This is a genomic window from Caballeronia sp. LZ062 (assembly GCF_031450785.1).
In the GTDB taxonomy this organism is placed as follows: Bacteria; Pseudomonadota; Gammaproteobacteria; order Burkholderiales; family Burkholderiaceae; genus Caballeronia.
Window position 1 is genome coordinate 148,517 of sequence record NZ_JARTWB010000001.1, and the last position, 23,322, is coordinate 171,838.

Below are 23,322 nucleotides of genomic sequence, written 5' to 3' on the forward strand. Positions count from 1 at the left end.
TGTGATGGAAGGCTTTTGATTCAGGGCCGCGCCGGCGGGACGGCCTTGAAGAGCGAAGAATAGTGAGGCGTCGCGCACCATGATACTTGTGTTCGCGCGACGAAGTTTTGACAAAAACGCAGGCGCGGCGCTCTATTCGATGGCGGATTGCGTCACGTCGTAATCCATTAGCAAGGCCTTGTTGTCTTCCCACATGCCGATGTAATGCACCATGAAGCTGTCGGCGCGTCGATAAATCCAGGGCGTATTCCACTCGATGAAAGACGCAATGCGCGTGGCGTCGAAGTCCGCATGCTTCTCGTATTCGTCGATGAAGAAGTATTGATCGCCCCTGTTTGCATAGACGCTCGACTTGTCGTCCAGTTGCGAGCATGCATGGAGGATGTGATGAAACGCGTCATAGTTCGGCTGCGTGCGGCGAAAGCCCATGATGCCGGAGTTGAACGTCCAGGTGCCGACATCGCGGGCAAATAGCGCGTCCTGACCGTTCATGATGGATTCCAGTCTGCGATTCATGTCGTTGATGAGCACGTCCGCATCAACCCAGAAGACCCATTCGTGATGCGGCAGATATTCGCGTAAGAGAGCGGGCTTGAGCCAGTTGCCCGCGGTTTTGCCGTCGTTCAGATGAGCGGGAATGTCACGATGAACATACAGGGTATAGCCATGACGCGCGCAATAGCGCCGGGAATTAGCCTCGGCAATGCGCCCGTACCGTGCGATGTTCGGCGTATAGAGCGTGACGATAGCGATCGGCTGGCCGGGCTGATAGACGCTTTGCGCGGACGTGTCGTCCGTGCCTGCATCGAAGAAGGAGAGGAATGGCAAGCCTCTCGCCAAGCATGCATTGATGTGTGCGAAAAGCGCCGCGCGAAACCGCCGATGCTGCGGCTCCTCGCGGATGCAAACGGAAAATGCGGGCCATTTCGCCCACACGCTTTCGAGGGCGACCGCAGCGGGTAAGGCCGCAAAGACGCCGCCGATCTTGCTACAAGGCGGAAGCGCGTCGAATTCACGCAGCAACAGACCTTCTTGTTCGGGCAGTTCAACGCTGAACCGGCAATGCGTAACCAGTCGGTAGAGCTTGCAGCGAACGTCTTCGGTATTGCGCCACACCTGAAGATCGGTTTGCGGATGTGGCGATTCCACACACGTCAGAAGCCAGTCACGGCCTTCGAGTAACTCGAGCAACGGCATCGTGCCGAGGATAGCCGCATTCTGCGTAAGCAGCATGATTGCCTCGCCGGGGGCGGTCCTGTCGATCCATTGCAACAGCGTTTCATACTTGAACGTCCACAAAGCGTGCGCGGTGCCGCCGGACAACTCCGACATGTCGATCTCGACATGCCGATAGCCGTTCATGCGTGCATAGCGGCGATGATTGGCGAGCGCACCGGGCGCGTGGTCGAAGAGCAGGCTGATGACGATCATGAATGCAGTATGCAAATGGAGCGAACGCAGGCGCAGATCGCGCCGGGACGGCCGTAGCATGGCCGCAATCCGCACCGGTTCGCATGGGATGTGTCCTAAAACGGCATGCAGAATGCAAAACGCCGTTTCTCAACCGCCCCTAGAATGTGGCGATGACCGCCGATTTCCCCACGCCCGACGACGCGCTCGCGGGCTTTCATCCTGCCGTCGTCAACTGGTTCCGCGCGCACTTCGCCGCGCCGACCGCCGCACAGGCGCGCGCGTGGCCGATCATCCATGCGCGCCGCTCCGCGCTCGTCGCCGCGCCCACCGGTTCTGGGAAGACGCTGACCGCGTTTCTGGCCGCGCTCGATGAACTCGTGCGCGACGGTATCGCGGGAGGCGGCGTCCTGCCGGACGAGACGCGCGTGGTCTATGTGTCGCCGCTGAAGGCGCTGTCGAACGACATCCGCGTGAATCTGGAAGCGCCGCTCGCGGGCATCGCAAGCGAGTTGCGCGATATGGGCGTGGTCGCGCCCGAGGTACGCGCCGCCGTGCGCACGGGCGACACGACGCAGCAGGAACGCAACGCGGTCAGGAAGCGTCCGCCGCACATCCTCGTGACCACGCCCGAGTCGCTGTACGTGCTCCTTTCGTCGGACTCGGGCCGTGGCATGTTGTCGACCACGCGCACGGTGATTGTCGACGAAATACACGCGGTCGCGGGCGGCAAGCGGGGTTCGCATCTGAGCCTGAGCCTCGAACGGCTCGATGCGCTGTGCGAGGAACGCGGTGCGGCCCGGCCCGTGCGCGTCGGACTTTCCGCGACGCAAAAGCCAATTGAACTCGTCGCAAAGTTTCTTGCAGGCGACGGGCAGCCGTGCGAGATCGTCGATGTCGGGCATGTGCGCGCACGCGATCTGGCGCTTGAACTGCCGCCGATGCCGCTAGAAGCGATCATGTCCAACGACATGTGGGAGCGTGTCTACGACAGGCTCGCGGAGTTGTCGGCGCAGCACCGGACGACGCTCGTCTTCGTGAACACGCGGCGCATGGCCGAGCGCGCGGCGCGGCATCTGACGGACCGGCTCGGTAAGGAAGCGGTCGCGGCGCATCACGGCAGCCTCGCGCGGGAGCATAGGCTCGACGCCGAGCAGCGTCTCAAGCGCGGCGAATTGCGCGTGCTGATCGCGACAGCATCGCTGGAACTGGGCATCGACATCGGCGAAGTGGATCTTGTATGCCAGATCGGCTCGCCGGGGTCCATCGGCGCGTTTCTGCAGCGGGTCGGGCGATCGGGGCACCATGTCGGCGGCGTGCCGAAAGGGCGGCTTTTTCCGACTTCGCGCGACGATTTGATCGAATGCGCCGCGCTGCTCGACTGCGTGCGCCGAGGCGAACTGGACGCGCTCACGATTCCGCGCGCACCGCTCGACGTGCTCGCGCAGCAGATCACCGCCGAAGTCGCGTGCCGCGAGTGGGGCGAGGATGCGCTTTTCGAGCGCATCCGTCGCGCGTATCCGTATGCCACGCTCGACCGTGCGCACTACGACGCCGTGCTGCGCACGCTCGCCGAAGGCTACACGGGGCGTCAGGGCGTGCGCGCAGCCTATGTGCATCGCGATGCGGTCAGCCGCACGCTGCGCGCCCGGCGCGGCGGCAAGCTGACCGCGGTGACGTCCGGCGGAGCGATTCCCGACAATGCGGATTTCGCCGTGCTGCTCGAGCCGCAAGGCTTGCAGATCGGCACGGTCAACGAGGACTTCGCCGTCGAAAGTCTCGCTGGCGATATCTTCCAGCTCGGCAACACGTCGTACCGCATCTTGCGTGTGGAAGGCGGGCGCGTGCGCGTCGAGAACGCAAACGGCCAGCCGCCGAATATCCCGTTCTGGCTCGGCGAAGCACCGGGCCGCAGCGACGAGCTTTCGTTCGCCATCTCGCGTTTGCGTGCGGACGTCGATGCGCGGCTCGCATTGGGCGGCGGTGAAGCACGCTTGCATGCTGCATGCAATATGCCGAATGCAACACAGCGGCCGTCATCCGTCGATACGACCGTCCGCTGGCTCGCCGACGAAACCGGCATCGGCACGGAAGCGGCGCAGCAGATCGTCGACTATCTCGCCCGCTCGCGTGCCGCGCTCTCCGTTCTGCCGACGCAGGACACGCTCGTCATGGAGCGCTTCTTCGACGAATCCGGCGGTATGCAACTCGTCATTCATGCGCCGTTCGGCAGCCGCGTCAATCGCGCGTGGGGGCTTGCGCTGCGCAAGCGGTTCTGCCGCACCTTCAATTTCGAGCTTCAGGCTGCGGCCACCGAAGACGCGATCGTGCTCTCGCTGACCGGCAGCCACAGCTTCGCGCTCGACGACGTCTGGCGGTATCTGAGGTCCGCCACCGCCGAGCACGTGCTGATTCAGGCGCTGCTCGATGCGCCGCTTTTCGGCGTGCGCTGGCGCTGGAATGCGACCAACGCGCTCGCGCTGCCGCGTTACGCCGGCGGGCGCAAGGTCGCGCCGCAACTGCAGCGCATGAGGAGCGAGGACCTGCTCGCGGCCGTGTTCCCGGATCAGGTCGCGTGCGCGGAAAACGTCGCGGGCGAGCGGGAGGTGCCGACGCATCCGCTCGTCGAGCAGACCATCGACGACTGTCTGCACGACGCGATGGACAGCGACGCGTGGCTCGCGCTTTTGCGACGCATCGAGGCGGGCGACGTGCGGCTCGTCACGCGCGATTTGCCCGCGCCGTCGCCGCTCGCCGCCGAGATTCTGTCGGCGCGGCCGTACGCATTCCTCGACGACGCCCCGCTCGAGGAACGCCGCACGCAGGCCGTGCTCGCGCGCCGCTGGACCGATCCGCAATCGACGGACGATCTCGGCGCGCTCGATGCCGATGCCATCGCGAGCGTGCGCGAAGAAGCGTGGCCTGACGTGACGAGCGCCGACGAAATGCACGAGGCGCTCACGAGCCTCGCCGGCGTGACGGACGCCGAAGCTGCCGCAAGCGACGGCTGGCCCGCGTGGCTGGATGTGCTCGCGCGCGCCGGCCGCGCGACGCGCCTGCAAATCGCCGAGCATGACGGTTTGTGGACGCCCGTCGAGCGTCTTGCTCTGCTGCGCGCCGTCTACGAACGCGCGCCGATGCATCCGCGCCTGTCCCCGCCGCCCGGTTTCGACGACGCGTGGAACGCCGAGGACGCGCTCGTCGAAATCGTGCGCGCGCGGCTGTCGGGCTTCGGGCCTGTGACGTTGGCGGAGATCGCGCGGCCGCTGGCGTTGCCGGCGTCGTCGGTGGCGGTCGCGTTGACGCGCCTCGAAGCCGAAGGCTATGTGATGCGCGGCCGGTTCACGCCGGGCGCATCGGGCGCCGACGAAGAATGGTGCGAGCGCCATCTGCTCGCGCGGATTCATCGCTATACGGTGCGGCGACTGCGTCGTGAGATCGAGCCGGTGGAGCGGCAAGACTTCATGCGCTTCCTGCTCGAGTGGCAGCGCGTCGCGCCCGATGCGCGCGGCGAAGGCCGCGACGCGCTGCTCGCCGTCCTCGAACAGCTGGAGGGGTTCGAAGCGCCCGCCGTCGCGTGGGAGGACGAGATCCTGCCCGCGCGCATCGCGGATTACTCCAGCATCTGGCTCGACGAAATCTGCCGCGCCGGGAAGATCGTGTGGTCGCGTCCCGCGGGCCGGTCGCGCGCGGCGAGCGGTCCGGTGCGCGGCACGCCCATCGTTCTGCTGCCGCGTCGCGCGCTGGCCGCGTGGAATGCGCTGATGCAGGCGGAGGAAGCGCCCGAGCTGTCATCGCGTGCACAGCGCGTCTTCGATGCGCTTTCGGCGCACGGCGCGATGTTCTTCGACGAATTGCTTACCGACACGCGCTTGTTGCGCACCGAACTGGAGGACGCGCTCGGCGAACTGGTCGCGCTCGGCCTCGTGAACGCCGACAGCTTCGCCGGCCTGCGCGCGCTCTTGACGCCCGCTGCGAAACGGAACGCGATGTCGCGCCGCACGCGCCGGCCGGGCGGCGGGCTGTTCATCGGCGGAATGGACGATGCAGGCCGCTGGGCGCTCTTGCATCGCGCGAAGCCGGGTCACGAAAGCGGCGATACCGAGCACGTCGCGCTGGCGCTGTTGCGCCGGTATGGCGTCGTTTTTTGGCGGCTGCTGGAGCGGGAGGCGCAATGGTTGCCGCCCTGGCGCGACCTGCTGCGCGTCTATCACCGGCTCGAGGCGCGCGGCGAGATTCGCGGCGGGCGGTTCGTCGCGGGGCTCGCCGGTGAGCAGTTCGCGTTGCCCGAGGCCGTGCCGCTGCTGCGCGAGATGCGCAGGCGGCCGAAGGAGGGCGCGTTCGTCGCGTTGAGCGCGGTCGATCCGTTAAACCTCGTCGGCACCTTGCTTCCGGGCGACAAAGTGCCGGCGCTCGCGGGCAACCGCGTGCTGTATGTCGATGGCGTGCCCGCCGGCGCGGTGATCGCGGGCAAGACGCATTACTTCGGTGATGCCGACGCGCAAACCCGCGAGCGGATGCGCCTTGCGCTCGTCAAACGGAACGCGCGGTCATTGAGCACGTCGGCCACGCGCCAAGTGACGGTTCCCGACTGATCACTTCGACACGAGCTTGTGGACGAACGGCCCCGGCTCGCGCACAGGCACGTCTTTCACCGGCACGCCGGGATAATCGACGACGCGTTGCGGATTTGCATGCAGAATGCGAAACGACGGACGCACGCGCTCGCGTGCGCCACCGGCGATGCTGGCCATCGCTTGCCGGTCCAGCTCGACGCTGTCGGCGAGGTCCCTGATCTTGATGACAGCCATGACTGCTTCTCCTGTGTGAGTGCCGCGTGATACGAGTATAGAAAGCGATGGAGCGCGTGGCTGCGTCGAACGAACGCCAACGGCGGCGAAAGGCCGAAGCCTTTCGCCGCCCACGCTCTACAGGCGCTTATCGTTGCCAACGCTCGTCGCGCTTCAGAACACTGCGGCGTTCAGATGCGCGAACTGCTTCGGTTTCACGTCAATCGAGGGCGCGACGAAATTCGCGCCGATAACTCCGACGTCATTCAGCGTGTTCACCTGCACGTTCTGCAACTGCTCGATGTTCTGCAGAATGCCGACGTTCACGTTGACATTCGCATACGGACCGTAGCTTTGCCCGCCCGAAACGGCGGACATCGCGCGGCGGTCCAGCTCCTTGCTGTGGGACAAGTCCCGAACGACGATGGACGACATGATGGTGCTCCTCGCGAAGGGATTCGTCGGTCAGGCGCCCAGCATGCCCAGACCGCCGCCGATATTGATGGTGCTCGAATTCTTGGCCTTCTGGACCGGATCGACCTTCGAATGAATGCCGCCCGCGAAGGCGTCGTTCACGCCGTTCTGGTTGTACGTGTTCTGCTCTTGCTGCGCCATTTGCTGCGTGTCGAACGAGAGCGAAGTCTTCGAGAAATTGAAGCTCGGCAGCAGGTAGCTCATGCCTCCTCGCACGGAGGACATCGCGCGGCGATCGAGTTGTTCGGCGATGGGCAGGTCTTTGATGGTCAGCGTCTTCATAACGGTTCTCCTTGGGTGCGCATGGCGCGTTCGGGTAAGGGATCGAGCAACATGTTTGCTCGGGCCAGTTAAATGCATAGCGTGTGCCAAGTGAAACGTGCCGCGCCTGAAACGCTCGAAAGTGCCTTTATTTACGAGGCTTTTGCGATACCGCGTGCCGCTGCGCCAAGAGCGATTCGAGATGCTGAGCCCGCCCGAATGCCGCGTCGAAACCAACATCCCAAAGCATTGTGTCGGTCTGCGAAAGACATGTGCGGGATGCCGCGCATCGACTAAAACGCTATTTGCTTAAGCCGGATACGAAGGCTAGTATCGAACGATCAACCGGCGTTTGTTACGACAAGTGGAGAGCCGGCCCGCCACGTCATTCGGAGCCGCAACGAGTCGCACAGATGACTAGCTTTCAGGAATCGCTTCGTGCATACGAGGGCGAAGGCGGGTCGCGCGACGCGTTCTTTGCAAGGGTGGACGGCGCATTGGCCGCCGAGCGCAGCCCGCCCGCGCGGCTCATGCAGATCCTCGACGAGGCTCATGCGGCCAGGCCGTTGCCACCGGATATCTATGCTGCCATCCGCCGGCGCATCGAGCATACGGCGCGTACTCGTTTCGACGGCGATGCCGGAACCGCCTTCACACCCGGCAGCGACGAAACGCGCATGAGGGCCGCACCCGACTTTCCGCCGCCATTGCCGCCTCGCGTGACCAATACCCCGAGCGCTGGCAGCGACCCGAGCGGCGCGACGTCGGGCCAGGCGACGCAAGTGCTTGTGGATACGGATCAGGTGAAGGGCGTCGGCGACACGCTGAACAATCGCTTCGTGCTCGAAGAATGTCTCGGTATCGGCGGAATGGGGACCGTCTACAAGGCGCTCGATCTCCGCAAGCTGGAGGCGTCGGACAGGCGTCCGTATGTCGCCATCAAGGTGCTGAACCTGCAGTTTCGCGGCAACCCGAAGTCGCTGATCGCGCTGCAACGCGAGGCGCGCAAGGCGCAGCAGCTTGCGCACCGCAATATCGTCACCGTGTACGACTTCGACCGTGACAATTCTATTGTCTATCTGACGATGGAATATCTGTCTGGCCAGCCGCTCTCGAAGATACTTCGGACGCCGAACTACAAAGGCATGCCGTTCGCGCAGGTCTTCCCGCTGTTCAAGGGAATGGCGACCGCGCTCGCCTACGCGCATGAACGCGGTTTCGTGCATTGCGACTTCAAGCCCGCGAACGTGTTTATCACGGACACGTCCGAGGTGAAAGTCATCGACTTCGGTATCGCTCGCGTGATTCAGCGCCCGGAGGAAGAAAGCGAAGCCACCGTATTCGATCCCGGCAGTCTCGGCGCGTTGACGCCCGCTTACGCGAGCCCGGAGATGCTGGAACATCGCGAGCCCGACCCGCGCGACGACATTTACGCGCTTGCATGCATTACGTATGAGTTATTGACGGGCAAGCATCCGTTCGACCGCGTTCCCGCTACGCAAGCCAAAAGCGCGGGCATGAAACCGCAGCGTCCCGAGCATCTCGGCAACAAGCAGTGGAGAGCACTCAAAGCGGCGCTTGCTTTCGAGCGGGAAGCGCGCACCCCGACGGTCATGCAGTTTCTCGATGAGATCAGCGAAGAACTGCCTCCCGCGCCGAAGCAGGCGAAGGCGGCACGCGCGGGCTTCCCGAAGGTCGCGTTCGGCGCGCTGGCGTTCGTGCTGGTTGCGGGTGCGGCGGTCTACTTCGCCGCGCATAAAAAGCCGTCCGCCGTTGCAGTCGCCCCGGCAACCCCGGCACCCATAGCGGCACCGATGCCCACGCCCGAGAAGCCCGCCATCACGCCCGCCGCCCCCGCGCCTGCGGCGCCTGCACTCACGATGGCCGCGGTGAGACCGGTGCTCGCGAGCGTGCCGTGTTCGGCGCTCGTTGCATCGGTCCATGACCGGACCGTGGATGTGCAAGGCTTCGTGCCCGAGCCATACGGACTCGCGCGGCTCAAGGACGCGCTCGGTCGTGTGCCCGGCGTGACGACGACGAACTCCGGCGTGCAACCCGTCGCCGACGACAAATGCGATCTCCTCAAGGTGCTCGGTCCGTATTGGACGACGAACCGGCAGTCGGGCCGCCCCGCATCCGTCCATACGCGGTCGAACCAGACGCGGCTCACGGAAGGCGATCCGCTGATCGTCGAACTGATGACGCCCGGCTTCGATTCGTATGTGAACGTGGACTACTTCATGCTCGACGGCAGCGTGGTGCATCTGCTGCCGAACGCCCATGCTCGCGATAATCAGGCGCCACCCGGTTATCGCGCGACGCTCGGCACCATGGGCGACTGGACCGTGGGCAGGCCGTTCGGCTCGGAGATGATCGTGCTGACGGTCACGCCCGCGCCGCTTTTCGACGCGGTGCGCCCCGACAGCGAAGCGAAGTCCGAATATTTGCGCGCGCTCGACAAACGGCTCGCCGCGCTCGCCGCCCGTTACGGACGCGAGCACGTGGCCGTCGATATCGTCCAGATCACGACGCAGCCGAAGCATTAGCCCTGGGCTTGTGGCTTTTCCACGGCCGCCTTCAGTTCCTGCAACGCTTCTTCCATGCGCCTGCTGACAAGCGCGTAGGCTTCGGCCTGCGTCTGCTGCGTGGTCCGCGCGATGTCCTGCATGTCCGCGAGCGCATTGTGCAGCGCACGCTGCACGACTTCGTTCGCATTGAACGGCGGCTTGCCCGACGAGGACGCGATCTGCTTCGCGATGGTCTCCAGATCGCCGAGCGTGCGGCGCAGTATTTCCAGCTGTTTATCGCGCAATGCTTCGATACCGCCGAACGCGACGCGATTCGTCGCCGCCAGCGCCTCGACGTCCTTGCGCCGCGATTCCATGATGGCGGTGACGTCGAATCCGGGTAGCTGATACTGCTGGAACATGGCGGCAAACTGGCTGAACGGATCGCTGAATTTTGATTGATTCATCTTGCCTCCCAGGTTCATTCGGACGAGCGCGGGCGCGATTCGATGACCGTCGCCTTCGCGCGGCAGAGCGCCGTTCGCCGCACTCGTAGCGGAGCGGCCGGCTCCTGATACTACCAATATAAGCGTCCACAATGGGGCAAGGGAAAACACCAGATCGCGCAACGAAGGACTTGATTCAGGTCAAATGCGTCTGGCGTCAAGCGACCATCATAAGAATAAGGAAGCCGCAACAACGCGGCACGGAGAAAGATGATGGTTACAGGCGAAGCGCGGATCGTCGCCGCGGCCGTCGCGGTTTTCGTGGCGCTCGCGGGCATCGTGGTCGCGCTGCACGGCCTCGTTTTCGATAAGCTCGCCGTGCTTGATTACGGCGCGCTCGCCATTCTGATCGGCGTGACGTCGTTCGCGGTCCTCCTGATGCCGATGCCGGGAGATCACGCGTGACGTTCGCCGCCGCGTGTGCTCGCCGGCGCACGCGTGACGCGTCAGGCGTCCTCGTCGCCTGCGAAGACCGGGTGCTCAGGCTTGATCTGCGCACGGTCGATGCACTGCACATGCCAGCGCCCCACGCCCGGCGACGCCGCACCGTCGGCATACCACAGCACGCGCCCGGCCACGCCTTCTTGCGGACCGCCGGGCGTTTCCACGTCGAGTTCTTCGAGCACGCAGACCGGCTGCTGCTCATGCGGATGGCAGATCAGCGTTCCGTTCGATGCGCGGCTCAGTCCGCCCCAATCAGGGACGTCCACCGACTGATGACCTTCGCGCGACCAGCGGCGCGATTCCTTGTCGAGCCACAGGACGGCGTAGGCCGCCGGGGGCGCGCCTTCGAATCCATCCAGCTTGACGGTAATACGCATGACATCCTCCATGAAAACAGGTCTCGACGGGATGCATCCAAACGGGTTCCGCCGCGCGCCGGAAGCCGGCCACTGCGTTCGCGAGCCATCAAAAGCAAGTCCAGTGCCGATGACCTGAAGCGCCGCCCGGATCGTTGCAGATTAGCCTTTGTCGCCGACGCTTTGAAGACAACCGTCATCGGCGAGTGGGATTGATCCTGCAGACGAGTGCCAGACGCGTGCAGCATGCACCTCTACGTCGAATGAAGGCCCTGTTTCGGCTCGCGTGAAAAAACGAATTGGAGAACGAACGGTCGTCAGACACGCTCCAGCCGCGACCGTTCGACAATGCGCACGTGCCGCCCGTTGAGTTCGATCGAATGGTCGCGTTGCAGTTTCGATAGCGTGCGGCTCACCGTTTCCAGTTCCAGACCAAGATAACTGGCGATATCCGCACGCGTCATCGGCAGAAGGATGTCTGCGCCATCGGCCGTTAAGCCGAGCCGTGCCGACAGATCCAGCAAGAACGCCGCGACGCGTTCCCGCGCGGGCATCGCGCCGAGCATCAGCGCAAGTCTCGCCGCGCGCACGATTTCCGCACTCATGATCGCGAGCAGCGCGTGCTGCATGTGCGCATAGTCGCGGCACAGCGGCTCGAGTATGCCGACCGGCATGATGCGCACGACGCTATCTTCAAGGGCGACGGCATCGCTCTGAAGGCGGCCGGTGCAGATGCCGTCCAGCCCGAGCGTCTCGTCTTCCAGGTGAAACGCGGTGACTTGCGTACGAGAAGCGGTGTCTTCGTTGTCGGCGGGGTAGGTGGCCACGCTCTTGAAACTGCCGGACTGCACCGTGTATAGGCTGCGGAGCGGCTCGCCGGCGCAATAGACGGCGTCGCCACGGACGATGGAGCGCGTCGGAAAAGCGATGGCGTCGGTGTCGACGAAGTGGACGTGCAGGGCGGCGGGCCGACGCGCGTAATCGGGATCGGGGGCGATGCGCATGGCCGTTCTCCTGCAATCTTTGCATTACTCAGTATGGCTCACGGCGCGCGAAGAAAAAGGGTCAATCGGCGGAATTCGCAAGCGGTAAAACGAGGCGCGCTTGTGCGCCGCCGCCATCACGTGCGCGCAGTTCGAGCGTGCCGCCGTGCAGCCGCGCCATGCGCTCGACGATGGCGAGTCCCAGACCCGTGCCCTTCGGCTGACCTTCGCCGCCGCCGCGCTTGAACGGCTGCTTGAGCGTCTCGGCGTCCTGCGTGCCGAACCCTTTGCCGCGATCCTCGACGACGATGCAGGCGGTGCGCGCCTTCTCGTCCGTCCACGTGCGCACGCCGAGCCCGACGACGCCATAAAGCACCGCGTTCTGCATGAGATTCACGATCATGCGCATCATGCCGATGGGCCGAAACGCGAACGGCGGAATCTCACCGAGCGAGAGCGCGAACTCATGGCCGAGGCCCGAGAAATCGGCGGCGAGGTTAGCGACGAGCGCATTGATATCGCCGACGACGGGCGTTTCTTTCGCGCCGCTGCCCGCGTAGTCCATGAACTGCTGGAGGATCGTGTCGATCTGGTCGAGATAACTTTCCGCCGATGCCGCGAACAATGCGTCCACGGAAGATACCGCGGACATCGCCATCGCGAGGCGCAGTTTGGTCATCGGCGTGCGGATGTCGTGGGAGATGCCGGCGAGCATCAGCGCGCGCGTGGCTTCGGCTTCCGCGAGCGCCGCGGTCATGCGGTTGAACGCGCTGCTGACTTGCGCGATTTCCGTCGGGCCATCGGTCGGCAAGACGCCCGGCTCGCCGCCTGCGGACAGGCGCTGCGCGGCATCGGCGAGATAGGACAGCGGGCGGTTGAGATGACGCTGAATCGCGTAAGCCGTCGCGATGGCGAGTGCGCCGAGGCCGAGCGACAACAGAAGCGTCGTGGTGAGGCCGTCGTCGTGTGCGGCTTCCGGAACCGCCAGCGCGATCCAACGCGCGTCGCCCGGCAGATGCACGCGAATCCATAGCCGCTGCTGGCCATCGTCGGATGTTTCACTGCTCTGCCAGCGCACGGGCATATCGGGGGGCAAATGGCGGCGCAGGCTTTCCACGAACGTATCGCGCTGATACGTCCGATAAAAGCGCAGCCAGGAGCGTGGCGGCTCCGCGTTGGCGCTTGCAGGCAGGTCCGCGCGGATGTCGAGGCGCGCCGTGCCGGCCGGCGTGTCGCGCAGCACGGTATCGAGCGTTTCGATATAACTCGCGAACGTCGCTGCGGCCCGCTCGATGCGCGGCGTCTGGATGAAATGCAGGAGCACGGCGAGCGCGCACACCTGGCTCACCGCGACGAGCGCCACGAGCAACAGAACGTTACGCGCGAAGAGCGAGCGCGGCGCGAGGCTCACGGCTCAATATCCGCGAGCAGCATGTAGCCGACGCCCCACACGGTCTTGATGAAACGCGGCTTGCCCGGATCGTCCTCGATCAACTGGCGCAGCCGCAGCACCTGCACGTCGATGCTGCGATCGAGCGCGTCGTGCTCGCGACCGCGCGTGCGGGCGATGAGATTGTCGCGGCTCACCGCGCGATTCGGCGACGAACCCAGCGCGTGCAGCAACTGCATTTGCGCGGAGTGCATCTCGAAGGGCTCGCCGCCGCGAGAGAGGCGTTGCTTGCCGAGATCGAGCCTGAAATCGCCGAAGCGGATGACTTGCGAGGTCAGCGTCGGCTCGCCCGCAGCGATTTTCTGGCGGCGCAGCAGCGCGCGCACGCGGGCGACGAGTTCTTGCGGCAGGAAAGGCTTCGCCAGATAGTCGTCCGCGCCGGTTTCGAGGCCGACCACTTTATCGACCGGATCGCCCTTCGCGGTGAGCATCAAGATCGGCAGCGTGTGGCCTTCGGTGCGCAAGCGGCGGCATACGGCGAGGCCGTCTTCGGGTTCCATCATCCAGTCGAGCACGAGCAGGTCGTACGGTTCGCGCTGGAGATAACGGTCGAGCCGCTTGCCATTTTCCACCACGCGCACCTCGAATCCCTGCGACGTCAGAAACCGCTGAAGCATGTTGCGCAACTCCGCTTCGTCATCGAGCACGATGATCTTCGGTGCGGTTTCCATGGCGTCGTCCCGGTCAGCGTTGCGCGGCGTGCGCGCGCATGAAGGCTTCGATCTGCGGCAGCGTCACGTAGCCGTTCTTCTGCGTGTCGATTTCGTCGAAGTGCTTCGCGACCATCGGCATGCCGGTGGATGCCTGATCGCGCGTGAGCTTGCCGTCGTGCGTGACGTTCGCTTGCGCGAAGCGCGTTTGCAGCATCTGCATGCCGCGTTCGACGTGCGGGCTCGCGCCCATCGGCTGCGTCGCGGTTTGCGCGAATGCGTGAGTGGAAAGCAGGGCGAGGCACGTGGCCAATTAAGCGAGTAAGGCGGCAATCTTCTGCACGACGTTCTCCTTGTTCAGTGCAAAGCGAAGTGATCGGTGACAGAGATTTTTATGGAGCCGCGCGCCGAAGGCAATGACAGCGGGGTGACGATTCATGTCGAGATATTTCGTGGTCCGCACTCACGCGCCATGCCGACATACGGCGACACAAGTTCCGGCTAACGCTTTCCGTTCTCCTTGGCTATCGTTACTCGGGTCGCAGCTTCAGCGATTCCATCCGCCGATTCAAGAGGACATCACGATGAACATCCGTCTGCTCAGTCTTTCCGCCGCCGCTTTTACGTTGACCTGCACGCAGAGCGCGTCGGCGGGAACGGCCGTTCAGGTCTCGTATATCGCGCCCGCCGTGGTTTATGCGCCGCCGCCGCGCCCGGTCTATTACTATGCGCCGCCCGCGCCGCCTTACTACTATTTGCCTGCACGCACGGTCGTGGCCGTACCGGTGGCACAACCTGTCGCGATGATCGCGCCTCCGCCGCCTCTGCCGATCAAGCCGCCGGTCGTCGTCGTGGGTGCCCCGGTTCGCGTGTACGCGCCGCCCGTGCGCGTGATGTACGCGCAGCCGGTCATGGCCGCGCCGGTCGTGGCCGTGCGTTGAGCGTATTGAGCGCGTTGCACTGAGCATAGTGCATTTCACCGGCGGCATGCGCCGGTGCGGCCTCGGGACCGCTCTTTGCGCTTACCCTGCGATGACGCAATCGCAACTCCTATACTGAATGAACCACGTCGGCGCGCGCGCCGGTTGCGTGGCAATCGTCAGAAGGAGGGCCGAGCCATGTTGTTTATCGTCACCTGGACCGCGCTGCCCGAAGTCCGCGAGCGGGCCGCTGAACGGTTCCTGCAAAGCGGCGGTGCGCCGCCGGACGGCGTGCGTTTGCTGGGGCGCTGGCACGGCATCGGTTCGATACGCGGCTTCGGCGTGGCCGAAAGCGACGACATCGAGGCGGTCGCGCGATGGGCCTACGAATGGTCCGATCTGTTCACGCTGGACATCATGCCCGCGATGACGGACGAACAGCTCGGCAAGCTGCTCGCCGATGCGGCGGGCCGGCGTTAGACGTTTTCACGGCGAAATCGGGGACATCCCGGACAGGAGACAAGCGTGACGCAAGCCACTACGAACGAACCGTGCATTATTTCCGTCGCCATTACCGGGTCCGTGCCGCGCAAGAAGGACAACCCGGCGGTGCCGATCACGATCGCCGAGCAAATCGAAAGCACGCACGAAGCGTATGAAGCTGGCGCGACGCTCGTGCATCTGCACGTGCGCGACGAAGAAGAGCAGTCGAGTTCCGACCGGCATCGCTTCGAGGAATTGCAGGACGGCATCCGCAAGCATTGCCCGGACATCATCGTCCAGTTCTCGACGGGCGGGCGCGGACGATCGTTCGAGCAGCGCGGCGCGATGCTGGATCTAAAGCCTGACATGGCGTCGCTTGCCACGGGTTCCGTGAACTTTCCGACCATCGTCTACGAGAACCCGCCGGACTTCGTGCGCTCGCTCGCGCAACTCATGCTCGATCACAATGTGAAGCCCGAGATCGAAGTCTTCGATCTGGCGATGCTGTACAGCACCGTCGATCTCGTCAATCAAGGCCTGTTGAAGCGGCCGGTGCACGTGCAGTTCGTCCTCGGCGTGAAGAACGCGTTGCCCGCGCGGCGCGAAATCCTCGAGTTCGAAGTCGAGCAACTGAAGAAGCATCTGCCGGACGCGACCTGGGTGGCCGCAGGCATCGGGCGGCATCAGCTCGAAGTCAACCACTGGACGCTGGAGATGGGCGGCCACTGCCGGACGGGTCTCGAAGACAACGTGCGCTGGGACAAGGACACGCTCGCGAAAAGCAATGCGCAACTGGTGAGCCGCGTGGCGTCGCTGTGCGCGGAATATGGGCGTCCGGTGGCGAGCGCGAAGGAGGCGCGCAGGCTGCTGTCTCTCTGAGACGATTCGCCGGGACGTGCTGCATCAGGGAAGGCCAATTGCCGCAAAATCTGCCTTACAATCGTCGTCTACCCTGACAAGCACGTCCAGCGTGAACATGAACGAGCGTAAGTCGCCCGGTCTGGCCGACCGCATCTATAGCGACATTCTCAACAGCATCATCGAAGGCGAGTTCAAGGAAGGCGACCGCCTGATGACCGAGCACGCCCTTGCGGACCGCTTCGCCACGTCCCGGCCGACCGTCCGGGAAGCGCTCGCGCGTTTGCGCGCCGACGGCATCATCGTGACGCGGCGCGGCTCCGGCACGACTGTCGGCCGCCGCCCCGATCCGGACGTGCGGCGCTTCGCACCGCTCGAAACGCTTTCGGATATCCGGCGTTGCTACGAATTCCGCATCGTCACGGAGGCGGGCGCGGCGGAGCTGGCGGCGCAAAAGGCCGACGACGACGGCTTGCGCGCCATTCAGCAAGCGTGGGAACAGCTGGACCGCGTGGTGGAGGCGCAGCAGGGCATCGGCGCGAGCGACGATTTCGCGTTTCACCTCGCCGTCGCGCGCGCGTCGAAGAACCAGTTCTTCATCACCGTGATGTCGTTCATCGAAGAGCAGGTCGTGTTCAGTATGAACCTGTCGCGCAATCTCTCGCTCGTGAAGACGCTCGAACGGCAGCGGCTCGTGCAGCGCGAGCATTTCGATGTTCTCGAAGCGATCCGCGCCCGCGATTCCGCCCGGGCCGGACAGGCGATGAAAGCGCATCTTGCCGGGGCTCTCGAACGCATGTTCGGCAACTAGATGTCATACGACCTCATCGTCGCATTCGGGGGAAACGCTCGGTTAACAAAAGTGGCGGCCCAGGTTGTTTGACAACATTCGGCGAGCTTGCTAACTTCCTCGCACACTTCGGATGAGGAAGCGAAGCGCCATGAGGGTCGAACCCATCGCAGTCGAAGAATTCTCCGAAAGCGTCATGGCCGTGCCGCCGCTTGCGCGCCGAGCTGACTACACGCTCGACGAGGCACAGAACCGCGCACTGGTGAAGCATACCGAGGCGGGCGGCGTGCGTACCTTGCTCTATGGCGGCAATGCGAATCTGTACCACGTCGCGGTCAGTGAATACCGCGAGCTGCTTGACATGCTGGCCGGAATCACCAGTGCGCAGACGCGCGTGATCCCGGCGATCGGGCCTGACTACGGAAAGATGCTCGATCAGTCGCGCATTCTGGCGCAGACCGACTACCGCACCGCAATGGTCCTGCCGCTGGCGGGCTTCACGACGCCGCAAGGCGTGGCGACCGGCCTGCGGCGCCTGACCGATATCGCCGGCATGCCGTTCACGCTCTATATCAAGAGCGAGCAATACATCGACGTCGATACGCTCGCTGCGCTCGTCGGCGATGGCACGCTGCTCGCCGTCAAATATGCGATCGTGCGTCCCGATCCCTCCGACGATCCTTTCCTGCGGCGGCTGCTCGAAAGCGTGCCGGCGGCGCAAGTAATCTCGGGCATGGGCGAGCGGCCGGCGCTCGTTCACACGCGCGAGTTCGGACTAGCCGCGTGGACCACGGGTTCGGGCTGCATCGCGCCGCACGCCGTGACGGCGCTGCTGCGCGCCGCAAAGTCCGGTCACGCCGACGAAGCGCAGCGGCTCTATGACCGCTTTCTTCCGCTCGAGACGTTGCGCGACGAAATTTCGCTCATTCGCGTGCTGCATGACGCGGTCACGCTATCGGGTGTCGCGAACATGGGTCCTATCCTGCCGCTTCTTTCGGCGACGCCCGATCACGCGCTTCCCGCCATCGAGCGCGAAGCGCGCACGCTGCTCGCCTTCGACCGCTCACTCCCGGGAAACGCCGGTTAAAGAAGTAAAACAAGTCAGGTAACGGCGCGCTCCGGGTATATCCCGACAGGCGCCCGCTGCGCTCGGCCTGTAAAGGTACGATCGCAACTATGCGCGCGTGGGAAACAGATGAAGCGGCTTCCAATTTGCTTGACATACGATGATTCAGTTGGCTATTTTTCAGCTTCGTGAGCTAATAACGACGCGAGGGCGCCGACCGACAGACCAAGAGACCGCGCACCGAGCACCATCCAGAACGAAGCACGAACAGGCCGGCGATCGAATTCATCGACAGAATCGACAAGCGACCGGACCTCGTCCCAATAGTGGTTGCGAGAGAAGTGAGGAGACAACATGGCTTTCAAGGCAGGACTGTCAGTGAAACTGGCGGCGCTGTGCGTCGCCGTGAGCGCGGCGTTCGCGACGAGCGCGGCGCAGGCGGCGGACCCGGTGGCGATCAACATCGTGGACGTCGCAGGCAATCTTCAACTGACGCAGAAGGGCTTCGAGGCGTTCAAGGCCAAGTACCCGGATCTCGTGTCCAGCATCACGTTCACCAACGCGCCCGCGCCGCAACTGCCGGGCAAGATCAAGGCGATGCAGGCGGCAGGCCGCTCGGACATCGACCTCGTCGTGACCGGCACCGATGCGCTCGCCGCCGGCATCCAGCAGGGCCTTTGGGAAAAGCTGCTGCCTGAGCACGCCGCCGTCTTTCCCGGCGTGCTGGACAAATACGCGCCCGGTCCGCGCAAGATGCAGGACATCGCGCAGGGCTACGGTCTCGAAGTGACGTACATGCCCGCCGGCCCGCTGCTCGAATACAACCCGGCGAAGGTCAGCGATCCGCCGAAGACGCCTGATCAATTGCTCGCGTGGTGCAAGGCGCATCCGAACAAACTGATCTACGCGCGTCCGGCCAACTCCGGTCCGGGGCGCACGTTCCTGATGGGCCTGCCGTATGTGCTCGGCGACAAGAATCCGATGGACCCGGTCAACGGCTGGGACAAGACCTGGGCGTTCCTCAAGCAACTGAACGACTGCATCCCTTACTACCCGGGCGGCACGTCGGCCGTGATGAAGGAACTGGGCGAAGGCACGCGTGACATGACCGTCACCGTGACCGGATGGGACATCAATCCGCGCGCGCTCGGCATCGTGCCGGCCGAATTCAAGGTGCAGGCGTTCGACAACATGACGTGGGTGAACGACGCGCACTACATGGTGATTCCGAAGGGCGTGCCGAAAGAGAAGCTCGACGTGCTCTACAAGCTGATGAACTTCATGCTGGAACCGGCGCAGCAGGCGCTGACTTATGACGACGGCTATTTCTATCCCGGCCCGGCAGTCAAGGACGTGCCGCTGTCCGCCGCGCCCGCGAAGAGCCAGGAAGTGATCCAGAAGTTCGGCCGCCCCGAGTACGCGAAGCTGCTGTCCGACCGGCCGCACGTGGTGCCGCTGAATGCGCAGGCGATGGTCGCCGCGTTCCAGAAGTGGGACCGCGAAATCGGCGCGCAGAAGACGAAGTAAGCACATCGCACTCGCAGGGCTTCGGGCGGCGGCGCTCCATCGGGGGCGTCGCCGCTCGTGCAACAGGACATCGCCATGAAGCACACTTTTGAGCAGTTGCGCCTCGACTCGGTCTCGCGCAGCTTCACCAACGCGCAGGGACATCAGCTTGCCGCGCTGAAGGGTCTCGATCTGAATATCCAGCGCGGCGAGTTCATCGCGCTGCTTGGGCCGTCGGGCTGCGGCAAATCCACCGCGCTGAACTGCATCGCCGGATTGCAGCCGCTGACGGGCGGCGGCATCTGGCTCGACGACAAGCGTATCGACGTCCTGCCGCCCGAAAAGCGCGGCTTCGGCATGGTCTTTCAGAACTACGCGCTCTTTCCGCACATGTCCGTGCTGGATAACGTCGGCTTCGGACTGAAGATGCGCGGCGTGTCGAAAGTGGAAGCGGTCAAGCGCGCGAAAGCGGCGCTGCAACTGGTCCAGCTCACCGGCCACGACGCCAAGCTCCCCGGCCAGCTTTCGGGCGGGCAGCAGCAGCGCGTGGCGATTGCGCGGGCCATCGTCATCGAGCCGCCGCTCGTGTTGATGGACGAGCCGCTCTCCAATCTCGACACCAAGCTGCGCATTGAAATGCGCGCCGAAATCCGCCGCATTCACGGCAAGCTGGAGCGCGCAACCATCTACGTGACGCACGATCAGGACGAAGCGCTCTCGATGGCGGATCGCATCGTCGTGATGAAGGAGGGGGTCGTGCAGCAAGTCGCGCCGCCGAAGGAAGTCTATTCGCGGCCGAAGAACCTGCATGTCGCGCGTTTCATGGGCTTTCGCAATGTCGCGCCGTTCACGCTCGAAGGCACGCAGGGCGACACGGTCGCGGTGAGCGCGAACGGCGTGCGCCTCTTCGGCACGCCGATGGAAGGCTTCGACAGCAAGAACGTCAGTGTCGCGCTGCGGCCGGAAGACATGGAACGCGCCGCGCCCGGCGATCAGAACGCGTTCGACGCGCACGTCGAGACTGTGGAATACGGCGGCCGCGATTCGCTGATCCGCGTGAATACGGCGTTCGGCAAGCTGTGGGCGCGCATTGCGGGCGAATGCGCGGAAGGCGAGCGCATCGTGCTGCGCGTGTCGTCCGCGAAGGCGCTCGTGTACGGAGAAGAAAAATGATCGCGCTTCCCGCGCAGCGCGACCCGAAGGGCTGGCTCGTCGCGCCGGCGCTCGTCTTCATCATCGCGCTGTTCATCTACCCGTTCGCCTACGGGCTCATGCTGTCGTTCAATCCGATGAACGGCGGCGGCGCATGGGCGAACTACGTGTCGTTCTTCACCGATACGTCGATGTGGCCGACGATCATCGTCACGCTGAAGCTGGCCGTGCCCGCGACCATCATCAACGTGGGCATCTCGGTACCGGTCGCGTTCGCGCTGCGGCGCTCGTCGCCGTATCAGAAGTTCGTGACCACGCTGCTCGTCATTCCGGTGACGCTCGGCACGGTGCTGATTGCCGACGGCATGCTCACGTACTTCAGCCCGAACGGCTGGTTTCCGCAGGCGGTTCAGGCGCTGCATCTCTATGGCGACGAAGTGCGCCTCACGCATAACTACTGGGGCGTGCTCATTTCGCTGATCGTGTCGGGCTTTCCGTTTGCGTTTTTGCTGACGCTGTCATACGTCACGGGTATCGACCCGACGCTCGCGCGTGCCGCCGCCACGCTCGGCGCGAGTCCGTGGCAGCAGTTTCGCCAGATCTATCTGCCGCTCTTGCTGCCGGGCCTCACGATGACCGCGTGCCTTTCGTTCGTGCAGGCGTTCTCGGTGTTTCCGTCGGCGGTGCTGCTCGGCGCGCCCGCGGGCCCGACGCGCGTCATCTCGATCGCCGCGTCCGAGGCTGCGTTCGAAAGCTACGACTATTCGCTGGCATCGACGATCGCCATCGTAATGGGCTTCGTGCAATTGCTGGTCGTGGGCGGCATGCTCGGCGCGCGCCGCTTCTTCTACACCGGCCCGGTGAGCGGAGGGAAGGGATAATGGTAACCGACAACCGCGCGGCGCCCGCCTGGCAGGCGCCCGCGCCGACTCAACGCTCCGGCAAGAACATGAAACAGCAAGCGAGCCTGCGCGACCGCGTGTGGAAGGCGTTCGTCTGGGTCACGATGGGCTTCTTCCTGCTCAACGTCCTGCTTCTCATCGCGACGGTCGCGGTGAACTCTGTCGCGACGCGCTGGTTCGGCACGCTGCTGCCGCAGGGCTTCACGCTGCACTGGTACGCGCAGGCGTGGAGCGACTTCCAGTTGTCGAGCGTGCTGCTCGTGACGCTCGAAGTGGTGGGCGCGGTGGTGCTGCTGTCCATCGTGCTCGGCGTGCCTGCAGCGTATGCGCTCGCGCGCGTGCAGTTTCCCGGCAAGCGCTTCGCGATGCTCGTCTTCCTGCTGCCGCTGATGGTGCCGCCCGTCACCTATGGCATCCCGATGGCGACGGTCATGTACAAGTTCCATCTCGCGGGCACGCTGACCGGCGTGATTCTCGCGAATCTGGTGCCTGCGCTGCCGTTCGTGATTCTGGTGATGACGCCGTTCATCGAGCAGATCGATCCGAATCTGGAATCCGCCGCGCGCATTTTCGGGGCGAACACCGTGCGCTATTTCCGCTACGTGCTGCTCCCGCTCCTCGTGCCGGGTATGCTCGCGGCCGGGCTGCTGGTGCTCGTGCGGACCATCGGCATGTTCGAGCTGACGTTCTTCACCGCCGGGCCGACGACGCAAACGCTCGTCGTCGCGCTGTACTACGCGGTGTTCTCGACGGGCGTGCGCGCGCCGCAATCCATCGACGCCATGGCGATGATCTATATGGCCATCACGCTGATTTGGGTGCTGATCGCGCTGCAATTCGTCAGTCCGACGCAACTCGTCTCGCGCGTGAAAGAGCAGCGGCAATGACGTCATCCAAGCTGATGCAGCCGATGCGCGCGGTCATCGAATTACGGGCCGAGCCGCGCCTTCGCGTGGCGAGCGGGCCGCATGTGATCGAAGTGGCGCCTGCCGCTGGCGGGCGCATCACACGCTTCGCGACGCACGACGAAGCCGGGGCGCACGAGTGGCTCGTGCCGATCACCGCGTCGAGCTGGCCGTGCGACGCGTGGCCGAAGGGCGGAAGCTATCCGCTCGTGCCGTTTTCCAACCGCGTGCGGGACGCGCGATTTCCCGCGCCGGGCGGCGAACGCGTCGAGCTGACGACGTTTCCCGGCATGGCGCACGCGCTGCACGGCTTCGGGCAGTACGCGGCATGGGGCGTCGAACGTCACGATGCCGATTGCATCGAACTGCGTTACACGCATCGCGAAGGCAAGCACGGCTGGCCGTGGACCTTCGAGGCGATCCAGACAATTCAAGCGACCGCCGACGGCGCGCGACTGTCGATGCGCGTCATCAACCGTTCGCCGCGTCCGATGCCTGCGGGCTTCGGTTTCCATCCGTACTTCGCGGCGCACGAAGCCGAACTCGATGCCACGACGCTCTGGCGGCACGAAGCGGAGATCGCGGTGGGAATGTCGGACGAGCGTCCGCCGAGCCGTCATGTGAAAGAGCGCGACGGCTACACGCGCTATCTCAGCGGCTGGAACGGCCGCGCTACGCTTGTCTATGCCGACGGCCGCACGCTCGCGCTCGCAGCGGATGGCGCGCTTAAGCATGTGGTCGTGCATTGCCCGGCTGGCGGTGCGTATCTGTGCGTGGAGCCGGTCTCGCATGTCAGCGACGGCTTCAATCTCGACGCGCAAGGTATCGGCGGTACGGGCGTCGTCGTCATCGCGCCGGGAAGCGAAGTCGCCGCATCGCTCGCCATGAGAGCCGGCGCCCGCGCCTGAC

Annotated in this window: 23 protein-coding genes; 13 read left to right on the forward strand and 10 right to left on the reverse strand. The window is 64.5% G+C overall.

The genetic code is table 11. From position 1 onward, the window contains the following. Positions 1 to 132 precede the first annotated feature (132 nt). Positions 133 to 1,491 carry a hypothetical protein gene (locus tag P9239_RS00780; RefSeq protein WP_309748614.1) on the reverse strand — a complete coding sequence of 453 codons (1,359 nt, stop codon included), beginning with the start codon at positions 1,489 to 1,491 and terminating at the stop codon, positions 133 to 135. Positions 1,492 to 1,583: 92 nt separating this feature from the next. Here P9239_RS00780 and P9239_RS00785 point away from each other — a divergent pair, with 92 nt between their 5' ends. Beyond that, a complete protein-coding gene (locus P9239_RS00785; protein ID WP_309748615.1) occupies positions 1,584 to 6,005 on the forward strand; it encodes a DEAD/DEAH box helicase in 4,422 nt (1,473 codons plus the stop codon). On the opposite strand, the gene P9239_RS00790 is transcribed toward P9239_RS00785, so the two are convergent. The 3 genes from P9239_RS00790 to P9239_RS00800 all read right to left on the reverse strand — a co-directional run bounded on the left by P9239_RS00790 (position 6,006) and on the right by P9239_RS00800 (position 6,956). Beyond that, entirely contained in the window at positions 6,006 to 6,221 is a 216-nt protein-coding gene (locus tag P9239_RS00790; RefSeq protein WP_309748616.1) for a hypothetical protein, read from the reverse strand. 153 nt (positions 6,222 to 6,374) lie between these two features. Further along, a complete protein-coding gene (locus P9239_RS00795; RefSeq protein ID WP_309748617.1) occupies positions 6,375 to 6,635 on the reverse strand; it encodes a hypothetical protein in 261 nt (86 codons plus the stop codon). A 30-nt stretch (positions 6,636 to 6,665) separates the two neighbouring features. Further along, positions 6,666 to 6,956 (reverse strand): hypothetical protein, encoded by a 291-nt coding sequence (locus P9239_RS00800; protein ID WP_309748618.1) that lies wholly within the window; start codon positions 6,954 to 6,956, stop codon positions 6,666 to 6,668. A 392-nt stretch (positions 6,957 to 7,348) separates the two neighbouring features. Between P9239_RS00800 and P9239_RS00805 the strand changes: the two genes are divergently transcribed. Then, positions 7,349 to 9,481: a protein kinase domain-containing protein gene (locus P9239_RS00805; RefSeq protein ID WP_309748619.1), complete on the forward strand. Its 2,133-nt coding sequence runs from the start codon at positions 7,349 to 7,351 to the stop codon at positions 9,479 to 9,481. Here P9239_RS00805 and P9239_RS00810 read toward each other — a convergent pair. Continuing rightward, on the reverse strand, positions 9,478 to 9,909 hold the full coding sequence (locus P9239_RS00810; protein ID WP_309748620.1) for a phasin family protein: 432 nt from the start codon (positions 9,907 to 9,909) through the stop codon (positions 9,478 to 9,480). The two genes, P9239_RS00805 and P9239_RS00810, sit on opposite strands and share 4 nt — an antisense overlap. Positions 9,910 to 10,158: 249 nt before the next feature. Between P9239_RS00810 and P9239_RS00815 the strand changes: the two genes are divergently transcribed. Continuing rightward, complete coding sequence (locus P9239_RS00815) at positions 10,159 to 10,353, forward strand: DUF2964 family protein (RefSeq protein ID WP_404980150.1); 195 nt, start codon at positions 10,159 to 10,161, stop codon at positions 10,351 to 10,353. Between the two features lie 41 nt (positions 10,354 to 10,394). On the opposite strand, the gene P9239_RS00820 is transcribed toward P9239_RS00815, so the two are convergent. The 5 genes from P9239_RS00820 to P9239_RS00840 form a co-directional block, all read right to left on the reverse strand. After that, positions 10,395 to 10,769, reverse strand: a complete 375-nt coding sequence (locus tag P9239_RS00820) for a DUF3564 family protein (RefSeq protein WP_309748621.1) — start codon at positions 10,767 to 10,769, stop codon at positions 10,395 to 10,397. Between the two features lie 296 nt (positions 10,770 to 11,065). Continuing rightward, entirely contained in the window at positions 11,066 to 11,752 is a 687-nt protein-coding gene (locus tag P9239_RS00825; protein WP_309748622.1) for a helix-turn-helix domain-containing protein, read from the reverse strand. Positions 11,753 to 11,813: 61 nt separating this feature from the next. Then, complete coding sequence (locus P9239_RS00830; RefSeq protein WP_309748623.1) at positions 11,814 to 13,142, reverse strand: ATP-binding protein; 1,329 nt, start codon at positions 13,140 to 13,142, stop codon at positions 11,814 to 11,816. Further along, entirely contained in the window at positions 13,139 to 13,852 is a 714-nt protein-coding gene (locus P9239_RS00835) for a response regulator (protein ID WP_309748624.1), read from the reverse strand. The genes P9239_RS00830 and P9239_RS00835 overlap by 4 nt, the downstream gene beginning before the upstream one ends. Before the next feature lie 13 nt (positions 13,853 to 13,865). Beyond that, positions 13,866 to 14,084: an EF-hand domain-containing protein gene (locus P9239_RS00840; protein ID WP_404980178.1), complete on the reverse strand. Its 219-nt coding sequence runs from the start codon at positions 14,082 to 14,084 to the stop codon at positions 13,866 to 13,868. 331 nt (positions 14,085 to 14,415) lie between these two features. Here P9239_RS00840 and P9239_RS00845 point away from each other — a divergent pair, with 331 nt between their 5' ends. From P9239_RS00845 to P9239_RS00890, 10 genes are all read left to right on the forward strand, one after another. Beyond that, positions 14,416 to 14,772, forward strand: coding sequence for a hypothetical protein (locus P9239_RS00845; protein ID WP_309748626.1), 357 nt, complete (start codon positions 14,416 to 14,418; stop codon positions 14,770 to 14,772). Positions 14,773 to 14,949: 177 nt separating this feature from the next. Further along, complete coding sequence (locus P9239_RS00850; protein ID WP_309748627.1) at positions 14,950 to 15,231, forward strand: DUF3303 family protein; 282 nt, start codon at positions 14,950 to 14,952, stop codon at positions 15,229 to 15,231. A 45-nt stretch (positions 15,232 to 15,276) separates the two neighbouring features. Beyond that, on the forward strand, positions 15,277 to 16,113 hold the full coding sequence (locus P9239_RS00855) for a 3-keto-5-aminohexanoate cleavage protein (RefSeq protein ID WP_309748628.1): 837 nt from the start codon (positions 15,277 to 15,279) through the stop codon (positions 16,111 to 16,113). A gap of 97 nt (positions 16,114 to 16,210) precedes the next feature. Further along, complete coding sequence (locus tag P9239_RS00860) at positions 16,211 to 16,903, forward strand: FadR/GntR family transcriptional regulator (RefSeq protein WP_309748629.1); 693 nt, start codon at positions 16,211 to 16,213, stop codon at positions 16,901 to 16,903. Positions 16,904 to 17,033: 130 nt separating this feature from the next. Next, positions 17,034 to 17,969 (forward strand): dihydrodipicolinate synthase family protein, encoded by a 936-nt coding sequence (locus tag P9239_RS00865; RefSeq protein ID WP_309748630.1) that lies wholly within the window; start codon positions 17,034 to 17,036, stop codon positions 17,967 to 17,969. Between the two features lie 333 nt (positions 17,970 to 18,302). Beyond that, positions 18,303 to 19,475, forward strand: a complete 1,173-nt coding sequence (locus tag P9239_RS00870; protein ID WP_309748631.1) for an extracellular solute-binding protein — start codon at positions 18,303 to 18,305, stop codon at positions 19,473 to 19,475. 75 nt (positions 19,476 to 19,550) lie between these two features. Further along, positions 19,551 to 20,627 carry an ABC transporter ATP-binding protein gene (locus tag P9239_RS00875; RefSeq protein ID WP_309748632.1) on the forward strand — a complete coding sequence of 359 codons (1,077 nt, stop codon included), beginning with the start codon at positions 19,551 to 19,553 and terminating at the stop codon, positions 20,625 to 20,627. Continuing rightward, positions 20,624 to 21,487 carry a sugar ABC transporter permease gene (locus P9239_RS00880; RefSeq protein ID WP_309748633.1) on the forward strand — a complete coding sequence of 288 codons (864 nt, stop codon included), beginning with the start codon at positions 20,624 to 20,626 and terminating at the stop codon, positions 21,485 to 21,487. The genes P9239_RS00875 and P9239_RS00880 overlap by 4 nt, the downstream gene beginning before the upstream one ends. A 68-nt stretch (positions 21,488 to 21,555) precedes the next feature. Then, the gene (locus tag P9239_RS00885; protein ID WP_404980179.1) at positions 21,556 to 22,395 is read left to right on the forward strand and encodes an ABC transporter permease; all 840 of its coding nucleotides are present in this window, start codon (positions 21,556 to 21,558) and stop codon (positions 22,393 to 22,395) included. Next, positions 22,392 to 23,321 carry an aldose epimerase gene (locus P9239_RS00890; RefSeq protein ID WP_309748635.1) on the forward strand — a complete coding sequence of 310 codons (930 nt, stop codon included), beginning with the start codon at positions 22,392 to 22,394 and terminating at the stop codon, positions 23,319 to 23,321. The genes P9239_RS00885 and P9239_RS00890 overlap by 4 nt, the downstream gene beginning before the upstream one ends. Position 23,322: the final 1 nt, after the last annotated feature.